We start from the raw sequence: 18,727 nt of genomic DNA on the forward strand, positions 1-18,727 counted from the left end.
TTTCCAGTGTTAGTTTCTTCGAAACAAAATCTACTGCAGCAAATTCAACTCCTTCTAGACCGCTTATTTCTTTTTCCATTTTAGCTGCACAATTCGCGCAGCCAAGTCCTTCAAGTATTAATACTATTTTATTGCTCTTGTTAACGGATTTTTCTTTCACTACCACATCCGGTTCGTGCTTGTGCACTATGGTTTTAACTTGCTGTAATATATTCTTATACTCTTGCTCTGATTCAATTTCTAAAGTCAATGTCTTGTTCATGAAGTTCATATAGGCTTTGACTCCATTTAATTTATTAACCTCATCTTCAATTTTAGCTGCACAATTTGCGCAATCTAAACCTTCTAAAATTACTTCCTTCTTTAACATTACTGACCCTCCTTTACTTACTTTCTTCTGAAATATGAATTAATCCCTGGTCAAATATTTGCTTTACATGTTCATCTTCAAGAGAGTAGAATACAATCTTTCCTTCTCTTCTGCTCTTTACTAGTTCAGCCTGCTTTAAGACTCTTAGCTGATGTGAAATTGCTGATTGGGTCATATTTAATAAGAATGCAATATCGCAAACGCACATCTCTGATTCATCTAATGCCCAGAGTATCTTAATTCTTGTTGAATCTCCAAAAACTTTAAATAGTTCTGCTAGATCATATAGAGTTTCTTCTTGAGGCATTTTTTCTCGCACTTTATTTACAATTTCCTCATGTATTACATCACAGTCGCATCTTTCAATTGGTTGAATTTTTTTTGCCATATTTATATCACCTCCTTATCATTCAATTGAACACTTGAATAAGCTTTCATATATATTATAAACCTCAATTCTCCGTTTGTCAATAAAAACATATGAGTAATTGTTCAATCTAAATTGCAATATTAAATGCAACACCTCTAGTGAAAATCATCATGATTTTAGGTTTTAAAGGGTGAGAACAGTTTTAAGCCCCTTCTTGGCTATTTTATTGAGCGAATGCAAAGGGTTGTCAAGGGTTGCCGATAGGCAAGATGAAGTCTTTACCCTTGACAACCCTCAAATGAGCTCTATAATTCCCAAGAAGAAGGGGGCTTAAGCTATTTTATATAGCTCCTCAAGGAAACATTCTTCTGGCGTTTTATAACCTAATATTTTACGTGGAAGCTTATTTAGCCAGTTTTGTATGCGTTCTATTGTTGCTGCCGAAAGATCCTTAATGGCTTTTCCTTTAGGTATAAAACGGCGTAGAAGTCCGTTATGGCGTTCGTTAGTTCCTCTTTCCCAAGAGGAATAAGGATGGGAAAAGTAAACTTGAATTCCTAATGGTTTTAAGGTTTCGGATAGCTCACTAAATTCGGAACCGTTGTCTGCTGTAATAGAACGAAATACCTTGGCTATTTGTTCACCGTAGCGATTCTTAAGCGCTAAAAGTGCCTTATTAACAGCATTACTGTCTTTTGCATCCAAAAGAAATAACAGCTCATGACGGGTTTTTCGTTCAGTTAGGGTTAAAATAACTGCATCATTTGCTCGTTTACCTACTACAGTATCAATTTCCCAATGGCCAAAAGTTTGGCGTTGTTGTACTTCTTCTGGTCTTTGGTCAATGCTTGTTCCCATCATGCGTTTGTTTTGACGAACCCTTTTACTTTTAGGCTTTAATCTAAGTTTAAGACTTAAATCAATATTTCGGACTTTTAGCAACCCTCGGTCTATATAACTATACAAACTTTTAGTAGAGACAATGGCAGCTTCCTGCCACTTAGGATCTCTTTTGCATGAACCAACAACTGCATCTGGTGACCATTTTTCGTGCAGTATCTTATCTTCTGCAAATTTTAGAAAATCTTCAACCTGAGCCACCTTGCACTTCGCTCCACAGTTCATGCGATTTTTTTCGTAAACCGCCTGCCCGGTTTCAGGGAAATATTCTTCATAAGTTGATAAATCCGAACGCATTTGAATTGTGGTTCCTCTTTTAATTTCGCGACTAATTGTACTTGGTGAGCGTCCTAACTTGTTAGCAATATAACGTAGAGTTTTACCTTCCTTTAAGAGAGCGGCAATTTGGCCCCGTTCATAAACATTTAGGTGTTTAAAAGAACGTGCAGTTGTGGTAGACTTAGATTGAACAGCCATAGTAGAGACCTCCTGTATGTTTGGAGTTGACACCTAAATCATACATGATTTCTCACTATGGTTGTTTGTTTTTTGCTGCATTTTACCTGTTGCATTTAATTTTACAACGAACCGCGGTCAGGTTCATTTTAAATTAATACATCAATCTCTACTCCAGACTTAAACTCAACGGTCAGCTTATTATCAAATACCGTAACTTTTTCAATAAGCCGCCTTACCAGTTGCTCATCATATTCCTCCAGCTCATAGGACTGTTCATTCAAGAAGTCTGTCATTTCAGCTATTCGCTGCTTCTTCCTTCACGCTCTGCATTTTTAACCAGCGCATTTTGCTTCTGCTCCCGCAATCGGTAATCCAATTATGTCTCCTGTAGTTATTTATAATAGTATAAGTACTCTTCCCCTACTGGCGGCTATCTTAATACGAGCTTATAGGTTTACTTCTATTTCTAACCCTGACTTAAACTCTACCACTAGCCTGTCATTATATACAGTTGCCTTTTCAATTAGTTTTCTAACCAGTTTATCATCAAATTCCGTAATACCACCGGTTTGCATATTAAGGAAGTCCGTCATCTCAGCGATCCGATCCCGCTTATCTTGACGGAGAGCGTTTCTTGAAAGGGTTTCTTGCCTTAAGTCCCGTAAGCGGTAAATCTCATTGACAATATTATCATATGCTTCCTTTGAATTTGCCAATTGGATCAACTCGGCTTGAAGCTTTTCCAGCCTTTTATCAATATCTGCCGTACTCTCGTCCAAATCCTCGTTTAATACGGTTTCAATATTCTTTTTCAGTATGGCCAGGAAAGAGTTTTTCCCGCTGACGGCTATATTGATAGCTTCTACAATCTTCTCTTTGAGAGTATCTTCAAGTATAGTGGAAGCGGTACAAAACAAACCGGTGTTTTCCAATCTGCTGACGCATCTCCAAACGATGGATTTTTTCCCTCGGTTATTCCAATGAACCCTGCGGAATACTTCATGACACTTGCCGCAGAACACCATTTGGGATAAGGGATGATTATTGCTGTAGTTTCTCTTCTTTCCGTTCTTACTTATATGCACACATCTTCTGCGGACAAGCTCTTCCTGAACCTGCATATAAATTTCACGCGGGATTATGGGCTCATGGCTGTTTTCTACATAGTATTGAGGAACTATGCCGTTATTGGCCACCCTTTTCTTCGATAAAAAATCTACTGTATAGGTTTTCTGCAACAGCGCATCACCGATATATTTTTCATTCCTCAAAATCTTATTGATGGTGCTGGTATGCCATCTGTGATTGCCTGCACCTGTCAGAATTCCGTCAGCTTCCAGACCTCTTGCTATCTGTAGCATACTGGAACCTTCAAGGTATTCTCTGTAAATGCGTTTAACGATCTCTGCTTCTTCAGGTACGATAACTAAATTGCCATCCTTATCCTTTGTATAGCCAAGAAACCGGTTATGATTGATATGGATTTTTCCTTGCTGATATCGGTACTGAATACCCAGTTTTACATTCTGGCTTAACGATTGGCTTTCTTGCTGTGCCAAAGACGCCATAATGGTCAACAGGATTTCCCCTTTGGAATCCAATGTGTTTATATTTTCCTTTTCAAAGTAAACCGGAATATTTTTTTCTTTAAGCTGCCTTATGTACTTTAGGCAATCCAGGGTATTTCTGGCAAACCGGCTGATAGATTTCGTAATTATCATATCGATTTTGCCCTGCATGCATTCTTCTATCATCCGGTTAAACTCTTCACGCTTTTTTGTGTTGGTTCCGGTAATGCCTTCATCTGCAAATATGCCGGCTAACTCCCATTCGGGATTGCTTTTGATGTAGTTTGTGTAGTGCTCAATTTGCGCTTCATAACTAGTTGCCTGCTCCTCGCTGTCCGTAGAAACACGACAGTAAGCTGCTACCCGAAGCTTGGGCAATTCTTCGGCCTTTGCACTATTCCCAATTCGCTTACGGGCGGGAATTACCGTAACATTCCTGGTTGTCATCTAAAATCACCTCGCTCTTAATAAGACTATAAGCATACTCTGCCTGCTGAAATGGATCATCGTATAGATTATCTGGCATTGAAGCATGAAACCTAAAATTCATGCATTTCTTTTCATTTCCATTATGTTCATAAATCCTGCCAAGCGCCTTTGCTCGCCTGCGTCTTTCCAGTTGTGCTTTTTCGAATGTGTCCCTGCTGATAATTGGCGGATAGAATTTGTCTTCAACATACCGTTTATCTGAAAGCATTCTTACAACAGATGTGTGGTAACGCTTAATGCCCGCTTTTTGAGCCGCATCGGTTAAAGAAAGCCCGGAAAGATAAGCCTCAAATAGTTTCTCAATCTTAACTGCTTCCTCTTCATTAACGACAGCCCTGCCGTTTTGAATGGTATATCCAAAAGGTATATGGCTCATCATTTCACCAACCTTTCCCTTAAGTTCAACCCGCATTTCATTTTGAAACTTATTTCTTCTTGTGAAAACACAATGATTTCTTCAATAAAATCCTCAAATATTTTGCTATCGAATGCATCAATCTGCTTTTCAGCTTTCGTTGCAAATTTAAGAAGCTTCTCAACCTCAACAAGGATAGTCTGACTCCCATCGATTGCTCGTTTTATGGCTTCTTTTTGTTCTTTTAATATGGCTGCTTCTTTGAGCAGCTCATTTTTCTGTGTATTAAAAAGAGCGGGTTCCAGGTATCCTTTGGCCATAAGTCCCATAATCACCTGAACTCGCTCTGTATTTTCTTTGATTTTTGCTTCCATCTCCTGAATCTTTGTTATGTTATCTGAGTAATTTGTCTTCTTTAAGCTTTGCAACAATGGCCTTAGAATGAACTTATGACCGAAAATAAGCTTATTGATCATTACAACGAAGGCCTGATGGATCGCATCCTCTCTGACAAACTTCATGGAACAGCTTGATGCGTCCTTTATGTGCTTTGTGCAGCACCATGCAATATATTTACGGTCACCGCTGCCATGAATTCGACGCTTAAAATTGCTGCCACATTCTGCGCATTTGATTTTTCCTGAGAAAGGGTAGCGTTTTTGATACTTACTGCTTCCCTTAATTACACCTTTTTCTTTTCCTCTTTGCTTTAATATCTCTTGGGCGGCTTCAAATTCCTCATGGGATATAATGGCTTCATGATGATCTTTTATCATGTATTGATCTTTTTCCCCATGATTATAATGCCGCTTAAAATTCTCATCTGTATAGGTTTTTTGCAGAAGGACATCCCCAGTATATTTTTCATTGCTTAAAATGCCGCGGATAGTTGTCGCTGTCCAGTGTGAACCTCTCTTTGTTGGGATTTTATCGGAATTTAGCCCATCTGCAATTTTCTGTGTGCCTTTACCGTCCAAAGCCTCGGAAAAAATCCGCTTTATGATTTCAGCCTGTTCTTTATTGATAAATAGCTTTCCATCCACATAATCGTAACCATAGGGAGGATACGAAATTTTGTATGTTCCGTTTTGGAACCTACGTCTGATAGACCACTTACTATTTTCTGCAATGGATAATGACTCGTTTTCTGCAAGGCTGCTCAAAATTGTCAGCACCAATTCGCCTTCCATGCGCTGTGTGTTTATATTCTCTTTCTCGAAATAGATGAAAACACCGAGAACGGTAAGTTTTCGCACCATTTCAATGCAGTCGGTTGTGTTTCTGGCAAATCTGCTGACTGACTTGGTTATAATAAAGTCAATTTTTTTGTTTTCGCAATCTGCAAGCAGTCTCAAAAGTCCAGTTCGGTTTTCCTTTTTTGTGCCTGATATGCCTTCATCATAATAAATCCCTGCAAATTCCCAATCAGGATTTGCTTTTATATAGGATTCATAATGGTCCTTTTGTGCTTCCAGGCTTGCCATTTGCTCATCACTGTCTGTTGAAACCCTGCAATAAGCCGCTACCCTCACCTTTGGCTTGAAAGCTTGGAGAGCATTGTTTCCATCAATCCTTGTTACCTTTCTCACTGTTTTCACCTCCTTTGGGCATGTGACATGTTACCTCTGTGTGCCGCTAATAGCAAGCTAATTAGGCCATAAGCTGTGCATACATCGGCGAGAAAGTTTTGCGGTTCAACTTGTCGATTTTGTTGAATTCTTCTTCTGAAATCAGTCCCGCCTTAAGCATCTTTTGCAGGATTTTATATGCCCGCCAGTAATCAACCTCTCTTTGAATTTCCTCCTGTGTTATCTTTGAATAGTTCGTTTCCTGCGGGTTATATGGTAAATGATTAGCCGCCTCTATCATTCAAGCACCTCCTATAAAAACTTAGGACAGCCGCGATTGGCTGTCCTTTATCGTTATTCCGGCAATTTCAGAACTTGTCCGGGGTAAATAGTATCTGAAGTCAGACCATTGAGTTTCTTAATCTCCGGATATCTTGTTCCTCTACCGAGTTCTTTTTCCGCTATTCTCCATAAGGTATCGCCTTTTTGCACTGTATAGGTTCTATTGCACTTGTTATCAGGAATGCTGTTTACAATTACAAGGTTTTCTTTTGCTACCCAAGTGTTTATGCCTGCAATCTCTTGACCGCCGGATTTCTTAACCTTTTTGCCAAGCAATACACATTCTTTGCCGCCTTTTATGACCGGCTTGCCTTTGTATAAAGTCTGTGTGACCCTGTGGTAATAGTCATTTTTGACCCACGTTGGAACTTCCACACTGCCGGGGTAGTAATTCTTTACACTGACCTTAAACTCCACCATATCTCCAATTCCAATATCAGTATTGATATCTGTACTGTTCTCCAGCGCTTTTTTTACTGCTTTACGGAAAGTGTCCATATTCTCCCCATGCTTGGGAAACCAGTGCATCACATCAGCATGGTTGCTGGCAATACCGAGCTTATATCCTTCGGAGTGGCAGATGATGTCATTCTCATTAAGACCGTACTTCTTGCAGAGCATAACGCAGAGTTCAACAGCATTCTGCCACGCTTTACGGAAATAATCTTCCTGCTTTGCTGCATCATAACCCACCATTACCGACCCGGATTTATACGAAAACCCAGCAGGCTCACAGATTTCAAAGCCAATATGTGTATTGTTTGCTGCTCCTCCCGCATGCCACCCGCGATGATCCCAAGGCAGGTATTGCCAAACCTCTTTATCGTCTACAAAAGCGTGAACACATACCTGCCTATTTATTTCGCCGGCCTTGTAAGATTTGTTCCAACGGGAAAACCACTCAGCCGCCATTACACCCGGCACAGCCGTCGAATGTACCATGATTCCTTTAGGCGTGATTTTGCGGCCTGCTGTATAGCAATCGTTTCGCGTCATGTATTTAGTAAAAAGCTTCATTTCTTTTCATCCTCCTCATTTGAGCGATCATGCAGTTGTTCCAATGCGTTCTTCAGCTTTTCAGGAATGGGCAGTCCTATATGTGCTGCATTCTCAAGAATTGAAATTCCCTCGTTACTCAGGTAAAAGAAAATCACCGCTGTCCGGATTGCCCCGCCATTGCCGAGCACCTGGCTGTCGATGATGTGTCCTACTCCTACAAGTACAAAAATAAGCACTTTCTTAAAGATGCCCTTGGCCCCGACTTCACTCGAAAGCTTTCTGTCTACAACGGCACACATCACTCCGGTCACATAGTCAATGGCTACAAAAGCGATGAGTGCATATAAAAATCCATCCAGCCCTCCAAGAAACCAGCCAAGAAATCCACCAATAGCAGTAAAAACCGCCTGTACCCAGTTCCATACCGTTTTCATTGTCTTAACCCTCCGTTCAACTTGAATTTTGCATATAAAAAAGCGCCATGCCTTAAAGCAAAGCGCTGAATATATAAAACTTTTAACCTATATTTGCTTCGGAAGCGCCTCCCACAGCCGCATATCCTCCTGCCCAAGCGACCAGATGGCTATACCTCGCAATTTCCATCGATAAGCCGCTTCGTTTGCCCAGTAAACAAGGCTATCCACATCCTGGTAATACAGAATAGAAAAACCATCCGCATCTCCGAGAAAAAGTCGGGATATCCAGATATTGATGTCTTTTGGTATAACTTTTACTTCATAGTCATTACCGCAGGAAAGCGTCAAAAGCTGCGAGTGGAAAAAATCATAATCCATCGAAATGTCCTCATTGCGAGTTGCCGATTCCTCCACATCGCTATTTACTGAAAACACCTGAAATTCATCATCCCAAGTGACACCAGTGCGAGCAAGCCTGCCAAAGCTGGTTATATTTCCATCCGGAAGTTCCACATCAAAACGCTCGTATGGTTCATATACCCACGCATCGCCCAGCCGCAGCAGCTCGCATACCGTCCGGTTGTCCGAGCAGTACCCTGCATAACCACTACCACCGATTACATTCACTGTGAAACGCAGGGTTGAAGCTGCACCAGAATATACTCTTACCTTATTGCCGCGTTTTCGCATCTCTATAGTATACATATTCGGATTAGCACGAAGATCGGCATCTGCAGTTTTTGAGAAACTGGTGGAATAGCTACCAAGCAAGGAATTACCTTGATAAAGCTCGACTCTTTGCGTGTCATAATTTAAGCAGCAGAAAATATCCCCAAGGAACACCCCAGCCCGTCCACTGCTATTTTGAGGGAAAGCCAGCCTTGCCCGGATATGAATATCGGAAAACCCGTCGTATTTCCATGCAAGTTTGCCATATCCCTCGAGCTGGGAATATGGGCGACTTTCTGTGCTGTCTGGGTCTTGCCAAACATCCCATTCGCCGTCCAACACAGTCCAGTAATTTTCAGGCAGGATGTTCCTGTCCCGAAAATCCTCATACCAAATAAGCGCCGAGTCGGGTTTTCTTCGCAACATTTCAAATGTCAGTTTAAAACCTCGATCCGGCTCAACCATCACACCATTTACATCCTTGAACCGACGAGGAGAGAGCATAAAGCTGGCTTCACCGGCAAAGGGATACTCCGAAAATCCACTGCAAACCCTAAAACCGTAAAACTGGACTCCCGGCACACCACCGCTTATGCTGACAGCATGCGTTCCTTCTTGGAGAAATACACCTTTTGCAAGTGTCAACCAGCAAACTCTTCTCCAGTATGGCCACCATAAACGGTTCTCGCTGAAAGTCTTTGATTCACCATCAAGGGAAACGATAATCGCATTTTTGTCCCAGTAAGGAAAGCAAAGCTGTACTGCAATATCGTAATATCCCGCTTCTCTTATCTCAAAACGGTACTCTGCTGACGCCTGGTCATCTCCAAGTGAGGCCATCTCATCAGTAATAATGACATTTCCTTCGTATTCATCCGGAACTCCGTTCCTGTCAATATAAATGGTTCCGAACTCCGCTTTCTGCTCCTTGCCATAGCTTGTCAAATATCTTCGCCTGTTATAAACCCCTTTTAGCAGCGGATATTCCCAGGATATAGCATCCCACCCTTCCATATAGTCATATACATGAGGAAGAGCCCAAGGTACTTTGTTATAGTCATCCCAGTAAGCCACAATTGGAATAAACGGCTGGGGCGGTGCATCGCCTGTGAAATTGTAAACCCCAGTCATCCAGTATTTTGCCGCATAGTAGGTATTAGACACCCCTCGATAGGTTATTCCAAGGTTTTCAGGTGTATCATGAATCCTCCAGTTCCAACCATAAGCAGGCAATCCCATGAATATCTTGTCGGGTGACATAACGGAAACAGCATAATCATATATGCCCTCAAGCCAGTCACGAGGAGATACTGGGCCGGGAGCAGAGCCCGCCCATGCCATGCCATAGCTCATGATGGCGGCGGTATCGCAATAGTCGTTAAGATCGGCATAAACACACCAGTTTTCACCGCCCACCGAGCCTTGAACGCCGGTCATGCCAGGCAGGCAGATGTTGACAAGCTTTGTTGCATCATAAGACTTAACTGTATTGTATATATCCCTAAATAGTGCATTCGCCGCATCCTTGTTTTCATAACCTCCACCGCGCTCAAGGTCAATATCTACCCCAGCGCACCATGGATGCTTGTTCATTATTCGGATGATTTCAGTGAGAAACTTATCCTTTGCACCGTTTTCGTTGTTGCGAAGTGCAGTAAAAATATTGGCTATTCCATGATTCATAATTGTGAGCAGCCACTTAATATGAGGCCATTTCTGAATATACGGAAGCATGCTGCTGATGCTTGTACCGGTTTCAGTAATTGTGCCTGTTTCGTCAACCTCAAAAGTAAAAATGCCTACCGTATCAAAGCGGTCGCCGTAGTCTCTGAGCGCCTCATACATTCGGGCATTACCCATAAAACTCCACACCATGCAACGTTTGCCTTTTAAGAAATCCCTCACAACCGGTCACCGCCTTCCTGCATCTCCTGAAATTCAAAGAGCACCCGCGCCGATTTTCTCTCTTCCAGTTTCACTGTATGTTTGCTGTCCCATGCCGCAGAATATTGATAAAACCCATCCTTAGGAGTCTGACTTCCGTTTTTTAGGCATTGGCGGGTGGAAGCCTTGAGTGTCAGCTCATCGCCTGCGTTAACCGAGTCAAGAAACCTTACCTTATGCGCGCCCATACCTTGGGATATTTCAATACTTCCTGCGGCCATATCCTGTATAGGATAGATATAGCAGTCAAGACCAGCAGAAGTTTTACCCAGGTTGAATAAAATTACAGTCTCCGCTGTTCGCACCACACCGTTATAATGCCGGGGCGGAACTGGCTGCCCGTTTTCCTGCATTTTCGTTAGCATTTTGCTCGTGTGGACGGTATAGCCTGTCAACTGATCTCCATCCTGAAGCTGCAGGTCGGTGAAATAGATTATTCCGGTACAGTCGGAAATCTTGAGAATCACAGTAACGTCCACCACATGTTTATTGCTTTTTAGTTGTATGGTTTCTGTAAATCTTGAAAACTGCATCCATTTCACCTACCCGTCTAATGTCCACTGAATTTCGCATACATGCCCGATCCATCCAGTGGAAACCGAACCGCCCTGAAGCAATAAGTCTGTAAAGTACACTGTGCCGGTGCAGTCAGTGACGCACAGCCTGATGGTGATAGATTTGACTCTGCTGATACTTTTGGGAGAAATACTGTGTGCAATCTGATTGAAATATGCCATATCATCACCCTCAAATCAGGTCTATAAATCTTGTTTCTGTTGTACCGTCCTCGTATTCAATAACCACTTCAACGCCCACCTGGCCGTTTTCGCCCTTTTCAAGGTTTTCGGAAGCAATCTGCGCTGAAAATGTATAACTTTTACGTGTTGCTGGGTATACCGTCTGTGACAGACTCTTTGTCATACCAGGTACACCAACAGCCTTGAAGGAAGCAGTTCCCGAAACACCATTCTCAGTATCCACTTCAAAGCCGGAATTGACCCAGTAGGCAAAACCATCATCCGCTCTGGAATTGCGCAGATGGTTGAATGGTACCATATCTTTAATGTCCTGACGGTTTACCAACTCTGCTGAGGACAGCGCATCCGCTGCCTTGTCCCACTGTGCTGAAGAATCGCCAAGTTCCCGCAGTTTAGTTGAAAGCTCAATCACTGTTTTCCATGGTTCCTGCAAGTTATACTGCCTTCTCACAACACGAGTCTTTACCAAAAGGCCTAGTTCTTTATCGTCCACTGTAACAATATCACCCAGTTTCCATGCTTCGTGCTCATAACCGGTTAGCGCAGATAAATCCATTGCAGACAGTACATAAGAAACGCGAGGCTTCGAATATTCTGCAAGCCGCATTTTTGCATATTCCAGCATCTGATACGGATTTGTAAACGACGAACAATCAAGCGTCGACACCCTCACTTCACTGGAAAAAGTGTAATCTTCCACGTATTCCTTACCTCCATTAATTGAAGCGAAGGTCAATCCGTCCTTTCCATAAGCATAGAGCTTTGTCACTAATTCACGTGTATCGACTACCCGCTGAATACTTTTCAAATTCTTTCTATATGAAAAAAGCGCTCCGCTATCAGTACCACTAAAAGTCAAAAGGTGTACCTGGCGGTTGGCGCTGTCAAACACCAGATCGCCGCCATAAATATTCTGTACGGTGCGAAGGATGGATAAGGCATTTTTTTCTGTACACTGCCATGTCCGTTTCGTAGTGACAGTAACATTTCCTACTGTCCAGCCTGTACCCAAAAGTGCATATTGCATCGGAACATCTGCAGTATCTGCATTGAATTCTCTAGGTTCTTTTTCCGCACTGAAAGACAGATCGTAAAATACCGCTTCAGCATATACTTGCGTAATAACACGCCCATCTTCGCTTTTATTGTCCGTTAAGGTTCGGATCCGGTAAATGTCATTTACGATTTGCACTTGTTTTTCATTTTCCAGTGTGCTTCTTTTTGGATCATGGAACGGAAGCTTGAATTCCAGCGTATCCGCACCGTTCACCTCACCAGTGACAATGATATCAAAGGCATTTTCAAGAACAGCTTCCCATGCTCCGTTTTTGTCCAAAATCACAGGACGGGCAAAGCCTAATTTCTCATAGGGCGCTTTCGGTATATCATGAAGCTGTATTTCCAGAAGTTTTGGCGTCTTCAACGGATCGCTGCTGGTAAGGGTAACACGGAACCTTATATATTGCCGATTTGGCGATTGAAGTTCACCGCTGGTTCCCACAGCCTGCCATGCAGACCATTCTTCAAGATCATCGCTTGTGCTGGTCTCTACTAGAGACACTGAAGTAACACCTGCAGTATATTCGCTTGTCACAGCTACACGACCGCTGCCCGATAATGCACATGGAACCGCCCTTGTATAAAGTACGCCACTTGCAGGATACTCGCCATCTGTTGCTTTAAGGGTGACTGCGCCAGGCTCTGCCAAAGCATCTACATCCGAAGCCGCATCCCCACCGTTTGCATGTAAAGACGACTTAAAATATAACAGCAAATCATCAGCTGTAAGCTGTGAGTCCGTTTCCAGAAACCAGTCGTCGAAGCCTCCGGCATAGTAGTAGGTATTTGCATGCATCCCCATAATAATGTCTGCTATACATTCCCGATTCAGCTCTCCCGAAAAGGAACGCACAGGCGACACCCAGGTTGCCCCGTCGCTGCGATCGCATATGATGTTCTGTACCTTTTTGTTGCTTACTTCAATGATGGAGGCGATAAAGTACCAGCCGCCGTTTTTTAAGGTAATGGTAGCTGTTTCACTCTGGTCGTAGATTAGTGTGCCGGAGGAGTTATACAACATCAGCCTAAGTCTTCCTTGATAAAGTGAAACATAAAGAATTGGCTGACCAGGTCCTTGGCGGGTATTGAATATGGGTATATATGTCTGGCCGACCGAATAGGTGGTAGGATTAATCCAACCGCCTACAACAATCTTTTCGCCCAGATTGCTAAAGAAACTCCCATCATTTTCTGCTATAAGATGGGTCTTTTCAGAAGTCGGATTAACAATATTTTGCCTAAAGTATCTTCCGAATCTTCCAGCAATAAGGTTTGCTGATGTACCTGACCAGCCGGAGATGGTAAAATGTCTGCCATGTCCCGATGAATCCATAAGCTGAAGATTTTCGTCTGGTGTTTTTTCATTAAATCGCCATAAAGCAGACGTCCTTGATGTTACAGGAAACTCACCGGTAAAATCCTCTTGGCTCGTTAGAATTGATTTTATCGCCATGTTATCACCTCCATCTGCTTTTTGCCTGTATTTTTAACTCAGTAAAGGTCGCGTTTTCTGCGGCAATCTCAATATGATTAACACCTTTCCTGAGAATTGGAAAATTCAGATCCTGCAGGCTGGGAAGACCATTTCTCAAGGTTCGGCCTGTTTCATCAATAGCTTTAGCCGTTACCATGCCAGAATCGATAACAAGTGTCTCACCTTCAGATAATGAGCCAACAATTCGCAATTCCTCTCCGTTCGTAATAAGCGAAATATAGCTTGATGAGGACGTTGATATCAAACCCTTCAAGAGATAAACCGGATTGGAATCCGCATTTCCTTTAACCCTCTCCAATTCATGCAGACCTGTTTCAGAAAGAACAAATATCTCATCTTCCAACGCATAAGCATATGGGTCGGGACAAACAAACCGAAGTTCAAAGCTGCCCGCTGTCCGCAATATCCGCTCACAGTCAACCGCTTCTGATAAGCGAGCCATTAAATATCGGTCGGGCAAATCATCTAGAACAAGTTGTTTAAGACCGTTTTCCGGATTTAACCATTCAGCAACATTATCAAGAACCGATACAAGCTCAGTAAAACTGCGCTGGGGAAGCACACTACAGCTAATTATTATGTTTCGTTCTGATATGTCGCAGCCAAAATCTGCAATACCTGCTTTGCCCGGCACAGTTTCAAATGAATTGCGCAGGGCAGGGGAGACCTGCCATTTGGTAAGTCTTGCTCGTATTTTCATACTTTGCGACGATATTCCATTGTAGATAAATCCCATATGCTTCCCTCCATTACGCTGTTATAAAACGTCCCTGCGCCCTTGAACCTGTCTGCATCAGGTTATATAACTCCTGTGAAATCCTACGTATGTCTTCTTCACCACGAACAATCATCTGCTGCACCACAACAAGCGGCCCGGAAGCTAAACCGCTAAATCCACCTCTTCCACTTACATTAATATCAGGAGATATATTAAAATCTGTCGGCACTGCATTTTGCATATCGTCTGCCACTCTGGCCATAGCCTTGTCAAATCCCTCACCAATACCCAGTGCCATATTGCCGCCAATACCTTCAAAAACAGTGGACGGAGATCTGATTCCAAGAAAATTCTTTACTCCATCAACAATACCGGAAAAGAAACCGGAAACCTTATCCTTAATCCAGCTACCAAGGCTTTTAATACCTTCCCAGATGCCTTTTACAATGTTCTTACCAATCTCAACCACTGAAACAACCGCCTTGCCCAAGCCTTCTATAATAGCCGCAACAATCTGAGGTAAAGACTTTACTAGTTCTGGAATGGCTTTCACAAGCCCGGCAGCAAGCTGTACGATAAGCATAATTCCTAATTCTATGATCTTCGGCATATTGTTCGTCACAAAGTCAATGATTGCTGTAATTATCCTCGGCAGTGCTTCAATGAGTTCTGGCAATGCGTTTAAAAGTCCCTGCGCCAGTCCCTGAATCAATGTAAAAGCAGCTTCAAGGATTTTGTCCATGTTATCCAGCAGTCCTTGCACAATGGTGATTACTGCTTGAACCGATGCTGGAATTAGCTCCGGTAATGCTTCTCCAAGCCCCATTACCAACGCTGTGATTAGCTGCACAGCTGCATCAATGAGTAAAGGCAGGTTATCAATGAGTGCTCCTACAATAGTCATGACCGCATCTACTGCTGCTGGAATCAGCTCCGGCAGCAGGCTCAAGAGAGTTTGAAGCACCTGAGAGAACAATTCAGTTACAGTTTGCAACAGCATGGGAAGCAGATCTTTGACTGCTGAGATAATAGAACCAGTTGCCTCCGGCAGGGCTGCCACGATATTCTCCAAAACCGGTACAATATTTTTAACTACAGCCTGAAAGGCATCCACAAGATTTTGGGTTAGGTTCGTCATATCAGCGTTCGCATTGCCAAGTCCTGCTATAAACGAACTTAGAGAGGCTTGTAAAAGACCAATGGAACCGCTGATGGTCTGGGTAGACTCTCTTGCGAAGTTGCCAGCATACTGTTCGGTTTTTTCAAAAAACATCTGCATGGCGATCTCGGCCTTTTCGGCATTGGTTGCGCTATTCCAGGCAAAATCCAGCCCTTTTGCAAGAGCATAAGCTTCGATGGTAGTGGCGTTCATGGCGACACCCAGATTATCCATCATGGTGAAGTTACCCTTGGCTGCGCCAGCGATGGATTCCATAGCAGTCTGCATGTCAATACCCATAACCGAAGCCATATCTGCCGCTCGCTGCATGGCCTTCTCGGTAAGTTCCAGACTTTTTTGCTGATCGACACCAGCACCCTGAAACAGTGCGCCCATTTTGTTGGCGGTGGCAAGGTACTCGGATTGGGACAAGCCCAGATTCTTGTAGGCTTCTTCTCCCGTTTTTTGGATACGTGCAGCATATTCTCCAAACACAGCTTCAGAACCGCCAAGGTTCTGCTCAAGCTCACCAAACTGCTCCACGACCTCTTTTCCCAGCTTGATGGCAGCCGCGCCCGCTGCGGCTGCTGCAGCACCCATAGCCGCGCCAACACCTTTAAGAACGCTGCCCAGCTTCTCAAATTTCGAGCCGGATTTTTCGGCATTGTCTCCACTTTCCTTCAATTCGTCCCCAAGCTCGTCTGCACTTTCAGCAGACTGTTCGAGCTCGCGCTCCATTTTGTTCAGTTCGGCTTTTGCATTATTAAGCTGTATTTGCCACGACTGAGTACGTCTGTCGGTTTCTCCGAAAGATGAGGCGGCATTGGCAAGCGCTTTCTCCAAAGTAGCAATTTTTTCTTTCTGCAATTCGATCTCTTTGTTAAGCACCTTGTTTCTTGCAGTAACAGCTTCAACTGATTTATCTTGCTTATCAAACTGAGATGCAACCAGGTTCATCTCGCTGCCCAGTACCTTAAAACTTTGGTTGATCTCACGAATGGCGTTCTTAAATTCCTTTTCGCCTTCAATCCCGATCTTCAAGCCAAAATTGTCTGCCACATAACCGCCTCCTTTCGAGTAAAAATTAAAAAATTATAAAAGGCTATTGTATTTCAATGCGGTTTGGCATATACTAATAGTAGGGAAAGTAGGGAATTTCCTGCTTTTCAAATCCTAAAAAGGAGGACTTAGCATGAACGTTCCCATAGTTGATAATGCAAAGGTAATGGCAAAAGGCCAGATCACGCTGCCAAAAGATATCCGCTCCAAACTTCGCCTTTCCACCGGAGACCGCGTCACCCTCATTTGCGAGGAAGACCGGGTTATCCTTATGAACTCCGCTGTCTACGCCATGAAAATGCTACAGAAAGAAATGGAGGGCGAAGCGGAAAAAGCCGGGATCCGCAATGATGACGATGTTATGGATCTGGTGAAGGACGTCCGCGCGGAGATTGAAGGTCTATGAGAGTGTTAATTGACACCAACATCCTGATCTCCGCTTCCTTGAGCTGCGAAGGAACGCCTTATCAGGCGTACATTAAAGCTGTAACACACCCCAACCATGGTATGGTTTGCGATCAAAACATCGATGAGCTTCGCCGGGTATACAACCGGAAATTCCCCCATAAGATCCAGGCGCTTGAACGCTTTTTGGCGATTGCGCTTACTGTTCTTGAAGTTGTTCCAACTCCCGCAGTTGACGTGTCGGATGAGGCGCTTGTCCGGGACGCATCCGACAGGCCAATACTCAGGGCGGCCATTGCGGCAAAAGCTGACGTGCTTGTAACCGGAGACAGGGATTTCCTTGAATCCGGCATAACAAACCCAAAGATCGTAACAGCGGCAGAGTTTTTGCAAATGGAATAAAAGCAGCTTTTTAAAGCAGGGATTACAGCCACCCTGCTTTTTTGCTGCTTATATTCCATAAGGTATCACGTCATCAATGGTCAGCATACGCTTTGGTTTGGCCAGCCCTAAAAACTGCTTGTGGCACTCCCATAAATCAAGCAGGTATCCAACAGGCATGAGCCATACTTCTTCCTCTGAACGATTAAGCTGGACAGTGCCGTAATATAAAAGCCGAGTGAACAATTCCTCATCGCTCACTCGGCCGGTGTGTTTTTTAAATCATCCTCACTTTCAACATTTCTTTTGGTGCCTTTGAACATTGCTTCCATGATAGCGTCTTTATATGCTGCCAGTTCCAAGGGAGATGTGAGAAGTTCCACTGTCTCTTCAGTCAGGAGTTCACGTTTATCCTGATGTTTGAGATTGTGTATCAGAATGCTCTGGTTAGCCAGCAGTGTAATCAGCCATACCACTTCGTCAAGAGCCATTTCGAAGTTCTCGGTTTTCATCAGTTTTGTGCCGAGGTTTTCAAGACCGCCGTACCTTTTTGCAATCTCCTTTGTCGCTTTAGTGGTTAGTATAAGCTGATATTCTTCATCGCCGATTTTGATAATCGCGCTTCTGTCATTATCCTGCATTATTCGCTGCCTCCTCCCACAGCAAAGACCGGCTCATAAACTTCCGTATACCAATTATTAATGGTTTCAGGCAATACTCCGGGATCGTCTTCGCTGACCTCTGCCTTCCAAGGGTGCTTTCCCTGGCCATCTGGTTTGTTACGTCTCATGACTGTCCCTTCAATGGTGGGTGTCGAAAAGGTAATGCTGTCACCTTTCGTTTGCAGATTTGTCGCCGGGATGCCGAATTTCACCCTGTAAAGCCAAAAATACCTGTACTTGCCGTTAGCTTTCTTGGCTCTAAAGCCGATTGCCACAGGCGCACCTCCATCCTCGCTGGTGGAAATCAGCACCTTATTGTCATCAAGAGTGGCTCCCGTCAAAACCTCTGCAGCGGCAACTCCGATATCTGCAACACCAAGAGTCAGTGTGCCGCTTTGAAATTCCTTGACCACTTCTGCCGCCCCGTCATCGGCATAAAGTGTCGCCTCTGCCAGCTCCACAGAAAGTTCTGCCGTAATAGCCTTAGCCAGCGGAACAGGCGTGTCGTATGTCTCTTCTCCGTTTTCATTCTCAGTTATTTTGGCATAATATAACCTGTCCAGTCCGATTGTGGCCATGTTT

Annotated in this window: 19 protein-coding genes (1 of these 19 cut by a window edge); 2 read left to right on the forward strand and 17 right to left on the reverse strand. The window is 43.5% G+C overall.

The window, feature by feature from the left end:
* The 15 genes from AC0LWJ_RS04905 to AC0LWJ_RS04975 form a co-directional block, all read right to left on the reverse strand.
* On the reverse strand, positions 1–370 hold the 5' portion of the coding sequence (locus tag AC0LWJ_RS04905; RefSeq protein ID WP_474237465.1) for a heavy metal translocating P-type ATPase. The gene continues 1,991 nt to the left of window position 1, outside the view; only the first 370 of its 2,361 coding nucleotides appear in the window; the start codon lies at positions 368–370; its stop codon lies beyond the left edge, outside the window.
* Positions 371–383: 13 nt separating this feature from the next.
* The gene (locus AC0LWJ_RS04910; protein WP_005584884.1) at positions 384–758 is read right to left on the reverse strand and encodes an ArsR/SmtB family transcription factor; all 375 of its coding nucleotides are present in this window, start codon (positions 756–758) and stop codon (positions 384–386) included.
* A gap of 312 nt (positions 759–1,070) precedes the next feature.
* Complete coding sequence (locus tag AC0LWJ_RS04915) at positions 1,071–2,117, reverse strand: IS30 family transposase (RefSeq protein ID WP_474237466.1); 1,047 nt, start codon at positions 2,115–2,117, stop codon at positions 1,071–1,073.
* A 128-nt stretch (positions 2,118–2,245) separates the two neighbouring features.
* On the reverse strand, positions 2,246–2,392 hold the full coding sequence (locus tag AC0LWJ_RS04920) for a hypothetical protein (RefSeq protein ID WP_028306869.1): 147 nt from the start codon (positions 2,390–2,392) through the stop codon (positions 2,246–2,248).
* Between the two features lie 153 nt (positions 2,393–2,545).
* On the reverse strand, positions 2,546–4,114 hold the full coding sequence (locus AC0LWJ_RS04925; protein WP_474237467.1) for a recombinase family protein: 1,569 nt from the start codon (positions 4,112–4,114) through the stop codon (positions 2,546–2,548).
* Positions 4,077–4,568 carry a recombinase family protein gene (locus tag AC0LWJ_RS04930; RefSeq protein ID WP_474237468.1) on the reverse strand — a complete coding sequence of 164 codons (492 nt, stop codon included), beginning with the start codon at positions 4,566–4,568 and terminating at the stop codon, positions 4,077–4,079. The genes AC0LWJ_RS04925 and AC0LWJ_RS04930 overlap by 38 nt, the downstream gene beginning before the upstream one ends.
* On the reverse strand, positions 4,532–6,100 hold the full coding sequence (locus AC0LWJ_RS04935; RefSeq protein ID WP_474237469.1) for a recombinase family protein: 1,569 nt from the start codon (positions 6,098–6,100) through the stop codon (positions 4,532–4,534). The genes AC0LWJ_RS04930 and AC0LWJ_RS04935 overlap by 37 nt, the downstream gene beginning before the upstream one ends.
* A gap of 61 nt (positions 6,101–6,161) precedes the next feature.
* Positions 6,162–6,380: an SHOCT domain-containing protein gene (locus AC0LWJ_RS04940; protein ID WP_059031384.1), complete on the reverse strand. Its 219-nt coding sequence runs from the start codon at positions 6,378–6,380 to the stop codon at positions 6,162–6,164.
* Positions 6,381–6,433: 53 nt separating this feature from the next.
* Complete coding sequence (locus AC0LWJ_RS04945; RefSeq protein WP_474237470.1) at positions 6,434–7,438, reverse strand: N-acetylmuramoyl-L-alanine amidase; 1,005 nt, start codon at positions 7,436–7,438, stop codon at positions 6,434–6,436.
* Complete coding sequence (locus tag AC0LWJ_RS04950; protein ID WP_028306864.1) at positions 7,435–7,854, reverse strand: phage holin family protein; 420 nt, start codon at positions 7,852–7,854, stop codon at positions 7,435–7,437. The genes AC0LWJ_RS04945 and AC0LWJ_RS04950 overlap by 4 nt, the downstream gene beginning before the upstream one ends.
* A gap of 87 nt (positions 7,855–7,941) precedes the next feature.
* On the reverse strand, positions 7,942–10,410 hold the full coding sequence (locus tag AC0LWJ_RS04955) for a glycosyl hydrolase family 18 protein (protein WP_474237471.1): 2,469 nt from the start codon (positions 10,408–10,410) through the stop codon (positions 7,942–7,944).
* Positions 10,407–10,982: a hypothetical protein gene (locus tag AC0LWJ_RS04960; RefSeq protein WP_474237472.1), complete on the reverse strand. Its 576-nt coding sequence runs from the start codon at positions 10,980–10,982 to the stop codon at positions 10,407–10,409. The genes AC0LWJ_RS04955 and AC0LWJ_RS04960 overlap by 4 nt, the downstream gene beginning before the upstream one ends.
* Positions 10,983–11,196: 214 nt before the next feature.
* Positions 11,197–13,719, reverse strand: a complete 2,523-nt coding sequence (locus tag AC0LWJ_RS04965; RefSeq protein ID WP_474237473.1) for a phage tail spike protein — start codon at positions 13,717–13,719, stop codon at positions 11,197–11,199.
* 4 nt (positions 13,720–13,723) lie between these two features.
* Positions 13,724–14,497: a distal tail protein Dit gene (locus AC0LWJ_RS04970; RefSeq protein WP_474237474.1), complete on the reverse strand. Its 774-nt coding sequence runs from the start codon at positions 14,495–14,497 to the stop codon at positions 13,724–13,726.
* A 13-nt stretch (positions 14,498–14,510) separates the two neighbouring features.
* Positions 14,511–16,697 carry a phage tail protein gene (locus tag AC0LWJ_RS04975; RefSeq protein WP_028306859.1) on the reverse strand — a complete coding sequence of 729 codons (2,187 nt, stop codon included), beginning with the start codon at positions 16,695–16,697 and terminating at the stop codon, positions 14,511–14,513.
* A gap of 133 nt (positions 16,698–16,830) precedes the next feature.
* On the opposite strand from AC0LWJ_RS04975, the gene AC0LWJ_RS04980 reads away from it, so the two are divergent.
* Together AC0LWJ_RS04980 and AC0LWJ_RS04985 are read left to right on the forward strand one after the other, a co-directional pair.
* Positions 16,831–17,103 carry an AbrB/MazE/SpoVT family DNA-binding domain-containing protein gene (locus tag AC0LWJ_RS04980; protein ID WP_004463997.1) on the forward strand — a complete coding sequence of 91 codons (273 nt, stop codon included), beginning with the start codon at positions 16,831–16,833 and terminating at the stop codon, positions 17,101–17,103.
* A complete protein-coding gene (locus AC0LWJ_RS04985; protein WP_004463999.1) occupies positions 17,100–17,504 on the forward strand; it encodes a putative toxin-antitoxin system toxin component, PIN family in 405 nt (134 codons plus the stop codon). The genes AC0LWJ_RS04980 and AC0LWJ_RS04985 overlap by 4 nt, the downstream gene beginning before the upstream one ends.
* A gap of 236 nt (positions 17,505–17,740) precedes the next feature.
* Here the strand turns inward: AC0LWJ_RS04985 and AC0LWJ_RS04990 are convergent, their stop codons facing one another.
* On the reverse strand, positions 17,741–18,124 hold the full coding sequence (locus AC0LWJ_RS04990; protein ID WP_023062535.1) for a hypothetical protein: 384 nt from the start codon (positions 18,122–18,124) through the stop codon (positions 17,741–17,743).
* Positions 18,124–18,723 (reverse strand): major tail protein, encoded by a 600-nt coding sequence (locus tag AC0LWJ_RS04995; RefSeq protein WP_028306857.1) that lies wholly within the window; start codon positions 18,721–18,723, stop codon positions 18,124–18,126. The genes AC0LWJ_RS04990 and AC0LWJ_RS04995 overlap by 1 nt, the downstream gene beginning before the upstream one ends.
* Positions 18,724–18,727: the final 4 nt, after the last annotated feature.

The organism is Aceticella sp. 75b-Ac, from assembly GCF_056032965.2.

What these genes read in the sequence shown, in the direction of transcription:
- AC0LWJ_RS04910 (WP_005584884.1), bottom strand. Translation starts at nt 758, where the DNA reads ATGGCAAAAAAAATTCAACCAATTGAAAGATGCGACTGTGATGTAATA.
- AC0LWJ_RS04915 (WP_474237466.1), bottom strand. Translation starts at nt 2,117, where the DNA reads ATGGCTGTTCAATCTAAGTCTACCACAACTGCACGTTCTTTTAAACAC.
- AC0LWJ_RS04920 (WP_028306869.1), bottom strand. Translation starts at nt 2,392, where the DNA reads ATGACAGACTTCTTGAATGAACAGTCCTATGAGCTGGAGGAATATGAT.
- AC0LWJ_RS04925 (WP_474237467.1), bottom strand. Translation starts at nt 4,114, where the DNA reads ATGACAACCAGGAATGTTACGGTAATTCCCGCCCGTAAGCGAATTGGG.
- AC0LWJ_RS04930 (WP_474237468.1), bottom strand. Translation starts at nt 4,568, where the DNA reads ATGCGGGTTGAACTTAAGGGAAAGGTTGGTGAAATGATGAGCCATATA.
- AC0LWJ_RS04940 (WP_059031384.1), bottom strand. Translation starts at nt 6,380, where the DNA reads ATGATAGAGGCGGCTAATCATTTACCATATAACCCGCAGGAAACGAAC.
- AC0LWJ_RS04945 (WP_474237470.1), bottom strand. Translation starts at nt 7,438, where the DNA reads ATGAAGCTTTTTACTAAATACATGACGCGAAACGATTGCTATACAGCA.
- AC0LWJ_RS04950 (WP_028306864.1), bottom strand. Translation starts at nt 7,854, where the DNA reads ATGAAAACGGTATGGAACTGGGTACAGGCGGTTTTTACTGCTATTGGT.
- AC0LWJ_RS04960 (WP_474237472.1), bottom strand. Translation starts at nt 10,982, where the DNA reads ATGCAGTTTTCAAGATTTACAGAAACCATACAACTAAAAAGCAATAAA.
- AC0LWJ_RS04965 (WP_474237473.1), bottom strand. Translation starts at nt 13,719, where the DNA reads ATGGCGATAAAATCAATTCTAACGAGCCAAGAGGATTTTACCGGTGAG.
- AC0LWJ_RS04970 (WP_474237474.1), bottom strand. Translation starts at nt 14,497, where the DNA reads ATGGGATTTATCTACAATGGAATATCGTCGCAAAGTATGAAAATACGA.
- AC0LWJ_RS04980 (WP_004463997.1), top strand. Translation starts at nt 16,831, where the DNA reads ATGAACGTTCCCATAGTTGATAATGCAAAGGTAATGGCAAAAGGCCAG.
- AC0LWJ_RS04985 (WP_004463999.1), top strand. Translation starts at nt 17,100, where the DNA reads ATGAGAGTGTTAATTGACACCAACATCCTGATCTCCGCTTCCTTGAGC.
- AC0LWJ_RS04990 (WP_023062535.1), bottom strand. Translation starts at nt 18,124, where the DNA reads ATGCAGGATAATGACAGAAGCGCGATTATCAAAATCGGCGATGAAGAA.
- AC0LWJ_RS04995 (WP_028306857.1), bottom strand. Translation starts at nt 18,723, where the DNA reads ATGGCCACAATCGGACTGGACAGGTTATATTATGCCAAAATAACTGAG.